Source organism: Sphingobium sp. JAI105 (assembly GCF_015752145.1).
Classification (GTDB): Bacteria; Pseudomonadota; Alphaproteobacteria; order Sphingomonadales; family Sphingomonadaceae; genus Sphingobium; species Sphingobium xenophagum.
Genome location: NZ_JADOUC010000001.1, coordinates 899,401 through 913,784, shown reverse-complemented (window position 1 = coordinate 913,784; position 14,384 = coordinate 899,401). Strand labels below are relative to the sequence as shown.

16 protein-coding genes, 1 tRNA gene and 1 other RNA gene are annotated in these 14,384 nt (G+C 64.0%); 14 read left to right on the top strand and 4 right to left on the bottom strand.

Features of this window, described 5'->3' with window-relative positions; genetic code table 11:
- Positions 1-85: 85 nt before the first annotated feature.
- Both glyA and rpiB read right to left on the bottom strand, forming a co-directional pair.
- Complete coding sequence (glyA, locus tag IWY39_RS04260) at positions 86-1,387, bottom strand: serine hydroxymethyltransferase (RefSeq protein ID WP_019052530.1); 1,302 nt, start codon at positions 1,385-1,387, stop codon at positions 86-88.
- A 24-nt stretch (positions 1,388-1,411) separates the two neighbouring features.
- On the bottom strand, positions 1,412-1,849 hold the full coding sequence (gene rpiB, locus IWY39_RS04255; protein WP_017184629.1) for a ribose 5-phosphate isomerase B: 438 nt from the start codon (positions 1,847-1,849) through the stop codon (positions 1,412-1,414).
- A 102-nt stretch (positions 1,850-1,951) separates the two neighbouring features.
- Between rpiB and IWY39_RS04250 the strand changes: the two genes are divergently transcribed.
- Positions 1,952-2,143 (top strand): hypothetical protein, encoded by a 192-nt coding sequence (locus IWY39_RS04250; RefSeq protein WP_017184628.1) that lies wholly within the window; start codon positions 1,952-1,954, stop codon positions 2,141-2,143.
- Positions 2,144-2,321: 178 nt separating this feature from the next.
- Here the strand turns inward: IWY39_RS04250 and IWY39_RS04245 are convergent, their stop codons facing one another.
- Positions 2,322-2,978 carry an alpha/beta hydrolase gene (locus tag IWY39_RS04245; protein WP_017184627.1) on the bottom strand — a complete coding sequence of 219 codons (657 nt, stop codon included), beginning with the start codon at positions 2,976-2,978 and terminating at the stop codon, positions 2,322-2,324.
- A gap of 152 nt (positions 2,979-3,130) precedes the next feature.
- Between IWY39_RS04245 and IWY39_RS04240 the strand changes: the two genes are divergently transcribed.
- The 13 genes from IWY39_RS04240 to IWY39_RS04180 all read left to right on the top strand — a co-directional run bounded on the left by IWY39_RS04240 (position 3,131) and on the right by IWY39_RS04180 (position 13,702).
- On the top strand, positions 3,131-4,180 hold the full coding sequence (locus IWY39_RS04240) for a cysteine desulfurase family protein (protein ID WP_107125079.1): 1,050 nt from the start codon (positions 3,131-3,133) through the stop codon (positions 4,178-4,180).
- Positions 4,147-5,265 (top strand): cysteine desulfurase family protein, encoded by a 1,119-nt coding sequence (locus tag IWY39_RS04235; protein ID WP_107125080.1) that lies wholly within the window; start codon positions 4,147-4,149, stop codon positions 5,263-5,265. The genes IWY39_RS04240 and IWY39_RS04235 overlap by 34 nt, the downstream gene beginning before the upstream one ends.
- A gap of 17 nt (positions 5,266-5,282) precedes the next feature.
- Positions 5,283-5,618, top strand: coding sequence for a 2Fe-2S iron-sulfur cluster-binding protein (locus IWY39_RS04230; protein WP_026149576.1), 336 nt, complete (start codon positions 5,283-5,285; stop codon positions 5,616-5,618).
- A gap of 8 nt (positions 5,619-5,626) precedes the next feature.
- Positions 5,627-6,607 carry an SGM family class A beta-lactamase gene (blaSGM, locus tag IWY39_RS04225; protein WP_107125152.1) on the top strand — a complete coding sequence of 327 codons (981 nt, stop codon included), beginning with the start codon at positions 5,627-5,629 and terminating at the stop codon, positions 6,605-6,607.
- 78 nt (positions 6,608-6,685) lie between these two features.
- An RNA gene (gene ffs, locus IWY39_RS04220) (signal recognition particle sRNA small type) lies at positions 6,686-6,783 on the top strand.
- A 51-nt stretch (positions 6,784-6,834) separates the two neighbouring features.
- Positions 6,835-8,445 (top strand): DNA polymerase III subunit gamma/tau, encoded by a 1,611-nt coding sequence (locus tag IWY39_RS04215; RefSeq protein WP_107125081.1) that lies wholly within the window; start codon positions 6,835-6,837, stop codon positions 8,443-8,445.
- Between the two features lie 3 nt (positions 8,446-8,448).
- The gene (locus IWY39_RS04210; RefSeq protein ID WP_017184621.1) at positions 8,449-8,772 is read left to right on the top strand and encodes a YbaB/EbfC family nucleoid-associated protein; all 324 of its coding nucleotides are present in this window, start codon (positions 8,449-8,451) and stop codon (positions 8,770-8,772) included.
- A gap of 154 nt (positions 8,773-8,926) precedes the next feature.
- Positions 8,927-11,323: an endopeptidase La gene (gene lon, locus IWY39_RS04205; RefSeq protein ID WP_017184620.1), complete on the top strand. Its 2,397-nt coding sequence runs from the start codon at positions 8,927-8,929 to the stop codon at positions 11,321-11,323.
- A 181-nt stretch (positions 11,324-11,504) separates the two neighbouring features.
- Positions 11,505-11,777 (top strand): HU family DNA-binding protein, encoded by a 273-nt coding sequence (locus IWY39_RS04200; protein WP_006959670.1) that lies wholly within the window; start codon positions 11,505-11,507, stop codon positions 11,775-11,777.
- Between the two features lie 209 nt (positions 11,778-11,986).
- Positions 11,987-12,538 carry a septal ring lytic transglycosylase RlpA family protein gene (locus IWY39_RS04195; RefSeq protein ID WP_107125153.1) on the top strand — a complete coding sequence of 184 codons (552 nt, stop codon included), beginning with the start codon at positions 11,987-11,989 and terminating at the stop codon, positions 12,536-12,538.
- 108 nt (positions 12,539-12,646) lie between these two features.
- Positions 12,647-12,723, top strand: a tRNA-His gene (locus IWY39_RS04190).
- 90 nt (positions 12,724-12,813) lie between these two features.
- Complete coding sequence (hisI, locus tag IWY39_RS04185) at positions 12,814-13,185, top strand: phosphoribosyl-AMP cyclohydrolase (protein ID WP_026002673.1); 372 nt, start codon at positions 12,814-12,816, stop codon at positions 13,183-13,185.
- Entirely contained in the window at positions 13,172-13,702 is a 531-nt protein-coding gene (locus IWY39_RS04180) for a hypothetical protein (RefSeq protein ID WP_019053680.1), read from the top strand. Before hisI ends, IWY39_RS04180 begins: the two co-directional genes overlap by 14 nt.
- Here the strand turns inward: IWY39_RS04180 and IWY39_RS04175 are convergent.
- A complete protein-coding gene (locus tag IWY39_RS04175) occupies positions 13,696-14,316 on the bottom strand; it encodes a YitT family protein (protein ID WP_107125082.1) in 621 nt (206 codons plus the stop codon). The two genes, IWY39_RS04180 and IWY39_RS04175, sit on opposite strands and share 7 nt — an antisense overlap.
- Between the last annotated feature and the right edge of the window lie 68 nt (positions 14,317-14,384).

The window sequence follows — 14,384 nt, the reverse complement described above, 5'->3', positions numbered from 1 at the left end:
CAGAGGGTGGGCCTGTCCTAACGCTGCCTAAGCCGGACAGGCCCCACCCCAACCCCTCCCCTGAAGGAGAGGGGCTTCATGTTGCTCAATAAATCGGGAAGCGGCTTGTCAGGGCCAGCACCTTGTCACGCACATGGGCTTCGGCCTGGCCGTCGCCTTCGTCGCCGTTGCGCTTGAGCCCTTCGACGACCTGCGCGATCAGTTCGCCGATCTCACGGAATTCCGCTTCACCAAAACCGCGGGTGGTGCCGGCGGGGGTGCCAAGGCGGACGCCCGACGTCACGAACGGGCTAGCGGTGTCGAACGGCACATTATTCTTGTTACAGGTGATGAAAGCGCGGTCGAGCGCCTTTTCAGCGGCCTTGCCCGTGGTGTTCTTGGCGCGCAGATCGACCAGCATCAGGTGATTGTCGGTGCCGCCCGATACGATCGACAGCCCAGCATCGGCCAGCGTGGCGGCCAGCGTCCGGGCATTGGCGACGATCTGGTGGGCATAGGCCTTGAATTCAGGGCTGAGCGCTTCCTTGAACGCGACTGCCTTGGCCGCGATGATGTGCATCAGCGGGCCGCCCTGCATGCCGGGGAAAATGGCGCTGTTGATCTTCTTGGCGATCGCTTCGTCATTGCACAGGACAATGCCGGAGCGCGGGCCACGCAGCGACTTGTGGGTTGTGGTGGTGGTGACATGGGCATGAGGGACGGGCGAGGGATGCGCGCCGCCCGCGACCAGGCCGGAGAAATGCGACATGTCGGCGAGCAGATAGGCGCCCACTTCGTCGGCAATCTCGCGGAAGCGCGGGAAATCCCACACGCGCGAGTAAGCGGTGCCGCCGCAGATGATGAGCTTGGGCTTGCACTCGCGCGCGATGCGGGCGACTTCGTCCATATCGATCAGATGATCGTCGGCGCGCACGCCATAGGGAACCGGGTTGAACCATTTGCCGCTCATATTGACCGGCGACCCATGGGTCAGGTGGCCACCCGACGACAGGTCGAGACCCATGAAGGTATCGCCCGGCTGGAGCAGCGCCAGGAATACGGCCTGATTCATCTGGCTGCCACTATTGGGCTGCACATTGGCGAAATTGGCGCCGAACAATTGCTTGGCGCGCTCGATCGCCAGCGTTTCGACCACATCGGCATATTCGCAGCCGCCATAATAGCGCTTGCCCGGATAGCCTTCGGCATATTTGTTGGTGAAGATGGAGCCAGCGGCTTCCAGCACCGCCTTCGACACGATGTTTTCGGACGCGATCAGTTCGATCTTGTCCTGCTGACGCTTCAGCTCATTGCCGATCGCGCCGAAGATTTCCGGGTCCGCGCTGGCAAGGCTTTCGCTGAAAAAGCCGTCCTGGCGGATGGCGGGGGCGAGGGTGTCGATGCTCATCGAAAATTCCTTTCAGAGCGCGGGTCAGATTGCGGGTTGGGACAGTTTTTCGACGCGGCCGCTGTGGCGGCCTCCGCCAAATTCGGTGGTGAGGAAAGCGGTGACGCAGGCCTTGGCCATGTCCACGCCGGTCAGGCGCGCGCCCATGGCCAGGACATTGGCGTCATTATGTTCGCGGCTGAGCGCGGCGGACAGCGGTTCCCCGACCAGCGCGGCGCGGCAGGCCGGGTTGCGATTGACCGCGATCGAAATACCAATGCCGGAGCCGCAGAGCGCAATGCCACGTTCGGCGTCGCCAGACGCTATGGCTGTCGCCAGTTTGTAACCATAATCGGGATAATCGACCCGGTCGGCAGTGGCCGGACCCAGATCGGCGACATCATGTCCTTCATCACGCAGCCATTGGGCTAGTTCCGCTTTCAGATCGACGGCGGCATGATCGGATGCGATGGCGATTTTCATATGGAATGTGTCCCTTCACCACGGGGGTGATTCGTTCCCGCGCCTCATAGGGGGTGAGGGCGGCAATTGCCACCTTGGACCGACGCCCTTATGGGAAGGGCCATGACAGGCACGATTTTATCTATATTGATGCTGGCCGGGCTGCTGCTGACAGGCGGCGGGCTGTATGTGATGGTCAAGCTGCGCGATCGCAAGCGCGGCGCGCTGATGATCGTCGCGGGGCTGGTTATGTTTGGCAATGTAGCGATCACGGCGATTCCGGGGCCGGACCTGCCGGGGCTGGAACAGCGCTGAGCCATACGGGCAAGGCCGAGCAAGGGGCAAACGGCCTGTTTTAACACCGTTCGGGCTGAGCGCAGTCGAAGCCCTGCACTGAGCGAAGCGAAGTGGCTTCGACTGCGCTCAGCCAAGCCCTTCGACTTCGCTCAGGGCGAACGGGCATAGGGAGTGGAAGCCCCTTGCCTCCCAATCCTCAGCGGATCGGCGAATCCGGGGACAGACGCATGTCGAGATAATTGTCCACCGACTTCATCAACTGGTCGAGTTCATGTTCGAAGAAATGGTTGGCGCCACGGATCTCGTCGTGGTGGATGGTGATGCCCTTTTGCGTGCGCAGCTTGTCGACCAGCTTTTGCACAGCACTGGCGGTCACGACTTCGTCCGAGGTTCCCTGCACTATGATGCCCGACGAGGGGCAGGGTGCGAGGAAGGAGAAGTCGTACATGTTGGCGGGGGGCGCAACCGAGATGAAGCCGCGAATTTCCGGGCGGCGCATCAGCAGCTGCATGCCGATCCATGCGCCGAAGGAGAAGCCCGCGATCCAGGTGGTCTGCGCTTCGGGATGGAAGCTCTGCACCCAGTCGAGTGCCGCTGCTGCATCGGACAGTTCGCCAATGCCGTTGTCGAACGTCCCCTGGCTGCGGCCCACGCCGCGGAAGTTGAAGCGCAGCACGGCGAAGCCGCGCTTCACGAACGTCTTGTAAAGCGCCTGGGTGATGCGGTCGTTCATCGTGCCGCCGCCCTGAGGGTGCGGATGCAGGATCATGGCGACCGGCGCACGCGGGCGGGGCGGGGGGCTGAAGCGGCCTTCGAGACGACCTTCGGGTCCGGTAAAGATTACGTCGGGCATGGTACCTGTTATCGTTATGGCCACCGAACACCATTGTCAGGCCGGCGGTCGGTGGCAAAAGGACGCGCGCCACGCCATAAGCTGGCGCTGCGCGGCAGACCGCCTATATAGAAGCCGCCGCCATTTCCGCAATCAATGAGTAGCATCGCATCGTGGCTGCCCAACGCCTCTATCTTGACCATGCCGCGACCACGCCGATGTTGCCCGCCGCCAAGGCGGCGATGGTGGATGCGATGGACCGCTGGGCCAACCCGTCCAGCCCCCATGCCGATGGACGCGCGGCGCGCGCGACGCTGGAAACGGCGCGCGCGCGGATCGCCCAGGTGCTGGGATGGCGGGGGCATGTGATCTTTACGTCAGGGGCCAGCGAGGCGATTGCGATTGGGCTGACGCGGGCAAAGGCGGCTCGGGTGATGACGTCGCCGGTCGAGCATGATTCGGTATTGCGGGTGACACCGGGCGCGGAGCGGCTGGTTGTGGACGCGGACGGGTGCGTTTGTATGGTTCGTCATTCTTCCAAAGGCGGGGATGACGGGGTCATTGTCGCCATCCAGCACGTCAATAATGAAACCGGGGTGATACAGCCGCTCGACGCGCTGGAGCGTGATGGAGCGCTATTGTTTGCCGATTGCGCCCAGAGTGCTGGCAAATTGCCGCTGCCGGAAGCAGACATGATCGCGATCAGCGCGCATAAATTTGGCGGACCGCCGGGTATCGGCGCCTTGCTGGTGCGCGATCTGGGGTTCCTGCACGCCGGGGGCGGGCAGGAACAGGGCTATCGGGCGGGGACGGAGAATTTGCCTGCCATATTGGCGATGGCAGCCGCTTTGGAGGCGCGCACGGACTGGTTGCCTGATGCGGCGCGGCTGCGCGCGCGGCTGGACGCGGGGGTCGAGGCAGCGGGCGGGCAGGTCGTCGCGCGTGATGCGCCGCGCATTCCGGCCATAGCCAGCTACCGCATGCCGGGCCTGTCGGCGCGGGCGCAACTGATTCAGTTTGATCTGGCGGGCATATCGGTGTCGGCGGGCAGCGCCTGCTCGTCCGGGTCGCTCAAGACCAGCCATGTGCTGCATGCCATGGGCTGGGACGAGGCGGCGGCGGGCGAGGTGGTGCGGGTCAGCTTCGGGCCGCAAACGGATGAGGCCGATGTCGATCGGTTTCTGGGGCAATGGACCGCCATGGCGGCGCGGGCGGGCCGATGATCTATCTGGATTATCAGGCGACGACGCCGCTGACCCCCGAAGCGTTCGAGGCGATTGTGCCGTTGCTGCGTGACCAGTTCGCCAATCCGCACAGCGCGCACCGGCTGGGCCGGGCGGCGGCGGCGCAGGTAGAGGTGGCGCGGGAGGAGATAGGTCGGTTGCTGCCCGGTGGGGGACGGCTGATCTTCACGTCCGGGGCGACCGAGGCGCTCAATATCGCGATACAGGGTGCGCCAGCGGGTGACGTTGTGACGATCGCGACGGAACATGCGGCCGTGCTGGATACGGTGGAGGCACTGGGCAGGGCGGGGCGGACAGTCACTATTTTGCCGGTTGGGCCCGATGGGTTGGTGGATATGGATGCCGCCGCGCAGGCGATCCGGCCGGGCGTCGCGCTGGTGGCGGCGATGCTGGTGAATAACGAGATTGGCGTGATCCAGCCGGTCGCGGCACTCGCCGACCTTGCGCATGAGGCAGGCGCGTTGTTCCTGTGCGATGCGGTGCAAGGCTATGGCCGGGTGCCTATCCCCGACACATGCGACATGGTGGCGATCAGCGCGCACAAGATCCATGGTCCCAAGGGAGTGGGCGCCTTGTGGCTGCGCGACGGGGTGAAGCCCGCTGCGCTGATCCATGGCGGCGGGCAGGAGAGTGGATTGCGATCCGGTACGCTGTCGCCTGCATTATGCGCGGGGTTTGGCGTGGCGGCACGGTTGATGCGGGATCGGGCGGAGGCGGACCGGACGCATGTCGAAGCGCTTGCTGCCCTGGCACGCGGACTGTTTGCCGACTGGACGCTCAATGGCAGCGCGGACGCGCGTTATCCCGGCAATCTCAACCTGCGCAGGGACGGGATCGACGGCGCGCGGTTGTTGTCATATTGCCGCAATGTTGCTTTTTCGTTGGGAAGCGCTTGCGCAAGCGGGTCCGGGCGTCCTAGCCATGTGCTGCGCGCGCTGGGCCTGACCGATGCACAGGCGCGTGGATCGGTGCGGATCGGCTTTGGCCGCTACACGACACCGGCCGAACTGGAGAGCGCTGCGGAAGCATTGAACATGGCGGCAGCCGCACAAGCGGCGCCGTGACAGGGAGCGTCGCATCAATGACCAGGATCATTTTCATCAGCGCCGATGGCGAGCGACGGCAGGAAGTCGATGCTCCGGCGGGGTCGATCCTGCTGGATGTAGCGCAGGCCGCGGGTCAGCCACTGGAGGGTACGTGCGAGGGGCAGATGGCGTGTTCCACCTGCCATGTCATCGTCGACGCGGCGGATTTCCCGCAACTCAGCCGGGCGAGCGAGGATGAGGAGGACATGCTGGACCTGGCGGCATCCGCCACGCGCACCAGCCGCCTGTCCTGCCAGATTGTGCTGCCGGAAGGGCTGGAAAGCCTGACCGTCCGTATCCCGTCCGAATCCTACAATATGCAGGGCATGTGAGCATCGTCATGGGCCGACCATTCCGCATCGCCGCGCTGGCCGCTCTTATGTGCATGGCCACAACTGCGCCCGCCGCGCCGAAGAAGGCCGCGCCAGAGCCAGTGCCGACGCCAGTGCCAACAGGGCGGCTCGATTCGCTGCTGCCGCCGCCACCCCGCTATCTGGTGCCGCAATCGGCGCTGGCGTCGGTGCGCAATCCCCGGTCGATCGAAGAGGAGACGGGCGGGCGGCTGGGCATTGCGCTGGTCGACAGCAAGGGCGCCCTGATCCTGGGGTTCAACCGGGACGATCGCTTTGCGCTCTGTTCGACCTTCAAGGCGCCGCTGGCCGCTGCCGTGCTGATCGGTGCGGAAGGCGGGAAATTCGGGCTGGAGGGGGAAATTCCCTTCGGCAAGGACGACATACTTGATTATGCGCCGGTGGTGAAAAAGAACAGGAAACGCGGCCGGATGAGCATGGCCGAGCTGGCGCAGGCGGCGGTCGAGGTGAGCGACAACAGCGCGGCGAACCTGCTGCTGCCGATGCTGGGCGGGCCGCAGGGGTTGACCGCCTTCATGCGCGCCCATGGCGACAGCGTGACCCGGCTGGACCGCAACGAACCGGCTTTGAACGAAAATGCCCCGGACGATCCGCGCGACACCACCACCCCCGCCGCCATGGCGGAATTGATGGGGCGTTTGTTGTTCCGCGACATGAAGGGCGAGAGCGCAGATCGCTTGCGTGGCTGGCTCAACGCCAGCACCACTGGCGACAACAGGATCAAGGCGGGGCTGCCCGAAGGCTGGACGTCGGGCAGCAAGACCGGATCGTGCGGCACCGCCTATAATGACGTGGCGCTGGTGAAGGCGCCGTCGGGTGAGGAATATATCCTTGCCATCTATCTCGATCGACCGACCGTGGATGCCAAGGCGGCGGAGGCCGCGATCGCGCAGTCGGCGCAGGCCGCGCTCGATTTTCTGGCCAAGGCGCAGAAGAGCGGGCTGGATTAATTACAGTCCGTTCGCTCGACACGAACGGATGTGGTGTGTGGCCCCTTGCCATCCCCATCCTTCTTCGCCATATGCCGCGCCGGGAGTCGGGCGGACGAGGTCGTCGCCAACCTGGTCAGGTCCTGACGGAAGCAGCCACAGTGATTTTGCCGCGGGTCGTTCCGGCTCCCACCTTCCAGCCATCATCCAGCTTCGACAATAGCCATCCGAACGGCTAGACAAGCCCCATGTCCGATTCCCCCCAGCCCTATCGCGTCCTTGCGCGCAAATATCGGCCGCGCAATTTTCGTGAGTTGATCGGCCAGGACGCGATGGTCCAGACGCTGGGCAATGCGATCAGGCGGGGACGGCTGGCCCATGCCTTTCTGATGACCGGGGTGCGCGGGGTCGGCAAGACATCGACCGCGCGGCTGATCGCCAAGGCCTTGAACTGCATTGGCGAGGATGGGCAGGGCGGGCCGACGATCGACCCGTGCGGCGTGTGCGAGCCGTGCCGCGCGATTGCCGAAGGGCGGCATATCGACGTGGTCGAAATGGATGCTGCCAGCCATACCGGCGTCGACGATGTGCGCGAGATCATCGAGGCGGTGCGCTATGCCGCCGTATCGGCGCACTACAAGATCTACATCATCGACGAAGTGCACATGCTCTCCAAAAATGCGTTCAACGCGCTGTTGAAAACGCTGGAGGAGCCGCCTGCCCATGTGAAATTCCTGTTCGCCACGACCGAGGTGAACAAGGTGCCGGTGACGGTGCTGTCGCGCTGCCAGCGGTTCGATCTGCGCCGGATTCCGGCTGAATTGCTGGCGGGGCATTTCGCGCATGTGGTGGAGGCCGAAGGCGTCGCGGCGGAGGCGGATGCGCTGTCGCTGATCGCGCAGGCGGCCGAAGGATCGGCCCGCGACGGGCTGTCGATACTCGACCAGGCGATTGCCCATGCCGAGATGGGCGAGGGCGAGCCGATGGTCACAGCGACCCAGGTGCGCGACATGCTGGGCTTGTCGGATCGCGGATCTGTGCGCCGGTTGCTGGGCCTGTTGCTGGAGGGCGATACCGCCGCCTTGCTGGGCGGCGTGCGCGATCAATATGCGCTGGGGGTGGAGCCGCTGGCGCTGATGCGCGGGCTGCTGGAACTGGTGCATGCCGTAACGCTGGCGAAGGCGGGGCGCGACATTGCCAGCCCCGGCCAGTCGGCTGAGGAGCGCGAGATGCTGGCCGACTGGGCGTCGCACCTCGGCTTCGCGCCCCTGCATCGCTTGTGGCAGTTGCTGCTGAAAGGCCATGACGAGGTGGCGGGCGCGATCCTGCCGATCGAAAGCTGTGAAATGGCGCTGTTGCGGGTGATGCACGCGGCGACCATGCCCGATCCGGGCGAACTGGCGCGGCTATTGCGCGAGGGCGGGCCTGTCGCAGCCGCGACGCCGGGCGCGGTTGCCGCCGCGCCACCGGCTGGCCCGGCCGCGAAGCTGCCTGCGACGTTCGAGGATTTGATCGAGGCGCTGTGGCAAAGGGGCAAGGGGCAACTGGCGCAGGAACTGCATGACTGCGTCGGGTTAGTCCGTTATGCGCCGCCTGAACTGGATTATCGCGCGACGCCGCAATTGCCGTCCGATTTCGCGGCGCGACTGACCCAGGCGTTGCGGGAGATGACGGGCATCGGCTGGCGCGTGGCGGCGAGCGATGCGGCGGCGCAACCGACCTTGCTGGAGCGGGAGGAAGCGGCCAAGGCCGACGCCCGCGCCGAAATTCTGGAAATTCCGGTGGTCAAGGCGGCAATGGCCGCTTTCCCCGACGCTGCGCTGGTCGAAACCGATCAGCCGGAACAATGGAGTGCATGAGGCATGAAGGATCTGAACGAAATATTGGGCATGGCCACCCGCGTGCAGGAGGAATTGCAGCGCGCGCAGGATAATCTGGACAAGCTGGAAGTCGAAGGCGCGGCCGGTGGCGGGCTGGTCAAGGTCCGCGCGTCGGCCAAAGGCCGGATCATCGGCGTGTCGATCGACGACACGCTGCTTGCACCGTCCGAAAAGCAGATATTGGAGGATCTGATCACCGCGGCGTTCAACGATGCGCGCAAGAAGGCGGATGAAGTCAGCAATGCCGAGATGGGCAAGATGACGTCGGGCCTGCCTTTGCCCCCCGGCTTCAAGCTGCCTTTCTGATGGAATCAGGGGCCATATCTGCCCTGCGAAACCCGATAACCATCGGTTCATCGTTGCGGCATTATGACATGTGACGATTGATTGGTGCGACGGTCATCCCCATAAAGGCGGTGAACCGTAGGACAGGGCCGCTTCTTTTGGCCCCGGAGAGTGAATGACCGTGCAATATCCCCTTCTGCCGCTGCGTGACATTGTCGTTTTTCCGCAGATGATCGTCCCGCTCTTCGTGGGTCGCGACAAGAGCGTTGCCGCGCTGGAAGCGGCGATGGAAGGTTCCAAGGAAATCTTCCTGGTGTCGCAGCTTGACCCGGCAGAGGATGATCCGGGCCGCGATTCCCTCTACGACACTGGCGTCGTCGCCATGGTGCTGCAACTGCTCAAGCTGCCTGACGGCACCGTTCGCGTGCTGGTGGAGGGCAAGCATCGCGCCCGTTTGCAGACGATGGAGAGCAAGGACGGCTATCTGGTTTCGGATGTCGAGACGATAGAGGATATCGCGGCCGAGGGACCGGAAGCGGCCGCGCTGATGCGCTCGGTTGCCGAACAGTTTGAAAATTACGCGAAGCTCAACAAGAAGCTGCCTGCCGAAACGCCGGTGCAGTTGCGCGAGATTGAGGATGCCGGGCGGTTGGCGGACGCGATTTCCGCCAATATCAACGTCAAGGTGTCCGACAAGCAGTCGTTGCTGGTGGAGGCCGATCCGGTCAAGCGGCTGGAGATGGTATTTGCCTTCATGGAAGGCGAACTGGGCGTCCTGCAGGTCGAAAAGAAGATCCGTGGCCGCGTGAAGCGCCAGATGGAAAAGACCCAGCGCGAATATTATCTCAACGAGCAGTTGAAGGCGATCCAGCGCGAACTGGGCAATGGCGATGGTGAGGAAGGCGACGAGCTTGCCGAACTGACCGAGAAGATCGCCAAGACCAAGCTGAGCAAGGAAGCCCGCGCCAAGGCGACGGCGGAGCTGAAAAAGCTGAAGGGCATGCAGCCCATGTCGGCCGAAGCCACGGTCGTGCGCAACTATCTGGACGTGCTGCTGGGCCTGCCCTGGGGCAAGAAGGGCAAGGTCAAGAATGACCTGAAGAAGGCGCAGGATATTCTGGACCAGGATCATTTCGCGCTGGAGAAGGTCAAGGACCGGATCATCGAATATCTGGCCGTGCAGGCGCGCACCAACAAGCTGAAGGGGCCGATCCTGTGCCTCGTCGGCCCGCCGGGCGTGGGCAAGACATCGCTTGGCCGTTCGATCGCCAAGGCGACCGGGCGCGAATTCGTGCGCCAGTCGCTGGGCGGCGTGCGCGACGAGGCGGAAATTCGCGGCCACCGCCGCACCTATATCGGATCGCTGCCGGGCAAGATCGTGACCAACCTGAAAAAGGCCGGCACGATGAACCCGCTGTTCCTGCTCGACGAGATCGACAAGCTGGGCCAGGATTTCCGGGGCGATCCCGCGTCGGCGCTACTGGAAGTGCTGGACCCTGAACAGAATAACAAGTTTCAGGACCATTATCTGGAGATCGACGTCGATCTTTCAGACATCATGTTCGTGACGACGGCCAACTCGTTGAATTTGCCGCAGGCTTTGCTCGACCGCATGGAGATCATCCGGCTGGAGGGCTATACCGAGGATGAGAAGGTCGAAATCGCGCAACGCCATCTGATTGCCAAGCAGATCGATGCCCATGGCCTCAAGGACGGCGAATTCGTCGTGACGGAAGCGGCCGTGCGCGACCTGATCCGCTATTATACGCGCGAAGCGGGTGTCCGCACGCTGGAGCGCGAGATTGCGCGTCTCGCCCGCAAGGCGCTGCGCAAGATATTGGAAGGCGTCTACGAGAAGGTCGAAATTACGCCCGACAATCTGGCCGACTATGCCGGGGTGCGTAAGTTCCGTCACGGCGTGGGTGAGGACGAGCATCAGATCGGCGCGGTGACGGGTCTGGCCTGGACCGAGGTTGGCGGCGAATTGCTGACGATCGAGGCGGTGACCGTGCCGGGCAAGGGCATGATCAAGACCACCGGCAAGCTGGGCGAGGTGATGAACGAATCGGTCCAGGCGGCCTTCTCCTATGTACGCGCGCGGTCGCCCGGCTATGGGATCAAGCCCAGCCTGTTCAATCGCAAGGACATCCACATCCATCTGCCCGAAGGGGCGGTGCCAAAGGATGGGCCTTCGGCAGGTATCGGCATGGTCACCTGTATCGTGTCCACACTGACCGGCATCCCGGTGCACAAGGACGTGGCGATGACCGGCGAGGTGACGTTGCGTGGCAGGGTGCTGCCGATCGGCGGCCTGAAGGAGAAGCTGCTGGCGGCGTTGCGCGGGGGCATCAAGACGGTGCTGATCCCGCAGGAAAACGAGAAAGACCTAGCGGAAATTCCGGCCAATATCCGTGACGGGCTGGAAATCGTGCCCGTGTCGCATGTCGATGAAGTGCTTTCGCGGGCGCTGGTTTCGGTGCCCGAAGCCATTGCCTGGACCGAAGAGGATGACCTTGCCGCGCAGCCAAGCAGCGGGTCGAGTCGGGATGGGGATGCTGCACTGCGGCATTGATTGGAGGGAAAAGCGGCGTATATCCGCCGGTTTCGATCGATTGTACGCCTGGGGGCGATAATTTGCATCGAAGCCGGTGACTTCGTCGCTTTCTCTTTGACAGGCGCTGGAAGCTGCGCCTTATTGCGCCGCCTACGCCGCGATTCCTATACAACCAAATAGCACAGGGGGTTCCCAAGGCATGAACAAGCAGGATCTTATCAGCGCTGTCGCGGACAGCAGCGGTCTCAGCAAAAGCGACGCCAGCAAGGCCGTCGAAGGTGTCTTCGACGCCATCACCGGTGCGTTGAAGAAGGGCGACGAAGTGCGCCTGGTTGGTTTTGGCACATTTTCCGTTTCGCAGCGCAAGGCGTCGACCGGTCGCAACCCGCGCACCGGCGAGACGATGACGATCAAGGCGTCGGCCCAGCCCAAGTTCAAGGCTGGCAAGGGTCTCAAGGATTCGGTCAACTGACGATCAGGGCGCTTGCCACTGGGCGAGCGCTCGACGTCTGACTCAAGCCGGTGTCGCGGCCGGAAAGCGTTTAGGAGAGTAGCGTTGCCAGAGGGAATTGTCCCAGGCGCGCATGTATGTCTGGGCAAAGGGGTGAAGGCTGATCCAGTCTTTGCCCCTTTTTCCGTTCATGGGACAATGTCGGTTAAGGGGGCGGCATGACGGGTAGGATGGGTGCGTTCGGCGCGCTGGGGCTGGCACTGGCCCTGTCAGCGTGCGCGGGGGGCGATTATCGCCCGGTGCGCGACGTGCCCGTCAGGATCGGTCCGCCCTACACCGTGCGGGGCGTCACTTATGTCCCGGCTGCCGATCCGGGCTATGACATGCTGGGCTATGCCAGCTGGTACGGATCGGAATCGGGCAATCGTACGGCCAATGGCGAGCGTTTCCGGCCAGACTGGGTGACGGCGGCGCATACCAGCCTGCCGCTGCCCAGTTATGTCGAGGTAACGGCTCTGGACAGGGGGCGCACCATCGTCGTGCGGGTCAATGATCGCGGGCCGTTTGCGGGCAAGGGGCGCGTGATCGACCTGTCGCGCGGCGCGGCCGAGCAACTGGGCATGCGCGCGCAGGGGCATGTCGCGGTACGGGTGCGGGTGGTCAATCCGCCGGAAAAACAGCGCGAACGGCTGCGCAAGGGCAAGACGGCGGAGGAGCGTCCGCGCGTGCCCGAACGAATCCTGGTCAAGCTGCGCGCGCAGATGAAGGCCGCGGGCCTGTAACCCTCGCGCGAAAGATGGGGCGGGAGCAATTGCCTGCTTGACGCCCGGTTATCCGCCGCATATGTGCCCACTTCTCGCGGGGCAAAGCGCCCCATGGTGAGTGCTGTGGCGATCGTAGCTCAGTTGGTTAGAGCGCCGGTTTGTGGTACCGGAGGTCGCGGGTTCGGATCCCGTCGATCGCCCCATTCTTTCTTTTCCTGGCCCGGTTCCGGCATAATTGCCGTGCAGGCGGGAAGGGGCTTCGCAGCATCGCGATTGCGCTCTATAGCCCCGGCATGACCGATGCGCGCGACAAGGGGCTGACCCTCAATCCCAAATTTGACGATCATGGCCTGATCACCGCCGTGGTCACTGACGTGGCGAGCGGCGACGTGCTGATGGTGGCGCATATGAATGCGCAGGCGTTGGCGCTGACGGTCGAGACAGGTCTTGCCCATTTCTGGTCGCGCAGCCGGCAGTCGCTGTGGAAGAAGGGCGAGACGTCCGGGCATATGCTGGCGGTGCGCGACATCCGGATCGATTGCGATCAGGACGCGGTGTGGGTGAAGGCGGTGCCAGCCGGGCCGACTTGCCATACCGGCGCGCGATCCTGTTTCTTCCGCCGCGTCGGGGCGGATGGGCTTATGGCGGTTGATGCGGCGGACTAGCCTGATCCTGTTGTTATTGCTGGCGGCATGCCAGCGTGAACCGGCAAGCGACGCGGGGCCGGTGACGGGCGGTGTTGCCGCGTCGGGGCTAGAGCAGGCGGCGATTGCCAGTGGCGCAATCGCGGATGCGGCGGCGATTTCCCCCGTCGGATTGTTTCAGCGCAACCATGAGGCCGGGCGCGATGCGCTGTGCGTCATTCCCGGCAAGGGCGGCGCGCTGCGGTTCGGGCTGGAGGCCAATTTCGGCGAGGACCAAAGCTGCCGGGGACGGGGGAACGCCCGCCGGACGGGCGACAAGCTGATCCTGAGTTTTGCCGGGGGCGACCGCTGCATCATCGTGGCGCAATATGATGGCGATCAGGTCGCGCTGCCGGGCGTGGTCGACATGGCCTGCGCTGACCTGTGCGAGGGGCGTGGCACGCTGGAGGGGGTGAGCTTTCCGCGGATCGCCAATGATGCGGCCAGCGCGCTGCGCGCGCGCGATCGCGGCGGCGATGCGCTATGCGAGGCTCAATAGCCGATATAGCGTCCGGGGCGGTGGTTGACGATCAGTACCGCATTGATGGCCGCGGCTGACAGGATCGAGAGGGCGAAGCGGTCCACGCTGAGCAAGGGGAGCGAGGCGAACAGGATCAGCGCGTCGCCCAGCATCTGTGTCCGTCCGGCATTCCAGCCCCGGCGCCTTTGCAGCAGCAGGGCGATAACGCCCAGGCCGCCCACGCCTGCGCCATGGCGGGCGACAGCAAGGATGCCAAAGCCGATGATCGAGCCGCCGAACAGCGCGGCGAAAAGCGGGCTGACCTGCGCCAGATGCAGCGCTGACGGCATCATCAACCCCATCGCCATGATCGCCAGATTGGCAAACAGCGTCTTGATGCCGAAGGCGATGCCCATCGCTCGTCCGGCGAAGAGAAAGAAGGGGATGTTTGTGAAAAGGAACAGCGTAGCCGGCGGATAGTGGACGAGATAGGAAAGGAGCAGCGCGATCCCCGCCATGCCACCGGTGACCAGATTGGCGGCCTTGAGCAGCATCAGTCCCATCGCGATGAATGCGCAACCGATGATGATGGCATAGCCGTCTTCGGCCAGATTATGGGGGCGGGGTGCGAGCGACGCAGAAGCAGGGGGCATGGCATGTCCGTCAGGGGTTATGCCCCAGGCCATCCTCTCCCCCTTACGGATTCATGATAACCGCGCGA

What these genes read in the sequence shown, in the direction of transcription:
- IWY39_RS04235 (WP_107125080.1), top strand. Translation starts at nt 4,147, where the DNA reads ATGGACCGCCATGGCGGCGCGGGCGGGCCGATGATCTATCTGGATTAT.
- rpiB (WP_017184629.1), bottom strand. Translation starts at nt 1,849, where the DNA reads ATGAAAATCGCCATCGCATCCGATCATGCCGCCGTCGATCTGAAAGCG.
- IWY39_RS04180 (WP_019053680.1), top strand. Translation starts at nt 13,172, where the DNA reads ATGCGGCGGACTAGCCTGATCCTGTTGTTATTGCTGGCGGCATGCCAG.
- hisI (WP_026002673.1), top strand. Translation starts at nt 12,814, where the DNA reads ATGACCGATGCGCGCGACAAGGGGCTGACCCTCAATCCCAAATTTGAC.
- IWY39_RS04210 (WP_017184621.1), top strand. Translation starts at nt 8,449, where the DNA reads ATGAAGGATCTGAACGAAATATTGGGCATGGCCACCCGCGTGCAGGAG.
- blaSGM (WP_107125152.1), top strand. Translation starts at nt 5,627, where the DNA reads ATGGGCCGACCATTCCGCATCGCCGCGCTGGCCGCTCTTATGTGCATG.
- IWY39_RS04195 (WP_107125153.1), top strand. Translation starts at nt 11,987, where the DNA reads ATGGGTGCGTTCGGCGCGCTGGGGCTGGCACTGGCCCTGTCAGCGTGC.
- lon (WP_017184620.1), top strand. Translation starts at nt 8,927, where the DNA reads ATGACCGTGCAATATCCCCTTCTGCCGCTGCGTGACATTGTCGTTTTT.
- IWY39_RS04250 (WP_017184628.1), top strand. Translation starts at nt 1,952, where the DNA reads ATGACAGGCACGATTTTATCTATATTGATGCTGGCCGGGCTGCTGCTG.
- IWY39_RS04175 (WP_107125082.1), bottom strand. Translation starts at nt 14,316, where the DNA reads ATGCCCCCTGCTTCTGCGTCGCTCGCACCCCGCCCCCATAATCTGGCC.
- IWY39_RS04245 (WP_017184627.1), bottom strand. Translation starts at nt 2,978, where the DNA reads ATGCCCGACGTAATCTTTACCGGACCCGAAGGTCGTCTCGAAGGCCGC.
- IWY39_RS04215 (WP_107125081.1), top strand. Translation starts at nt 6,835, where the DNA reads ATGTCCGATTCCCCCCAGCCCTATCGCGTCCTTGCGCGCAAATATCGG.
- IWY39_RS04230 (WP_026149576.1), top strand. Translation starts at nt 5,283, where the DNA reads ATGACCAGGATCATTTTCATCAGCGCCGATGGCGAGCGACGGCAGGAA.
- glyA (WP_019052530.1), bottom strand. Translation starts at nt 1,387, where the DNA reads ATGAGCATCGACACCCTCGCCCCCGCCATCCGCCAGGACGGCTTTTTC.
- IWY39_RS04200 (WP_006959670.1), top strand. Translation starts at nt 11,505, where the DNA reads ATGAACAAGCAGGATCTTATCAGCGCTGTCGCGGACAGCAGCGGTCTC.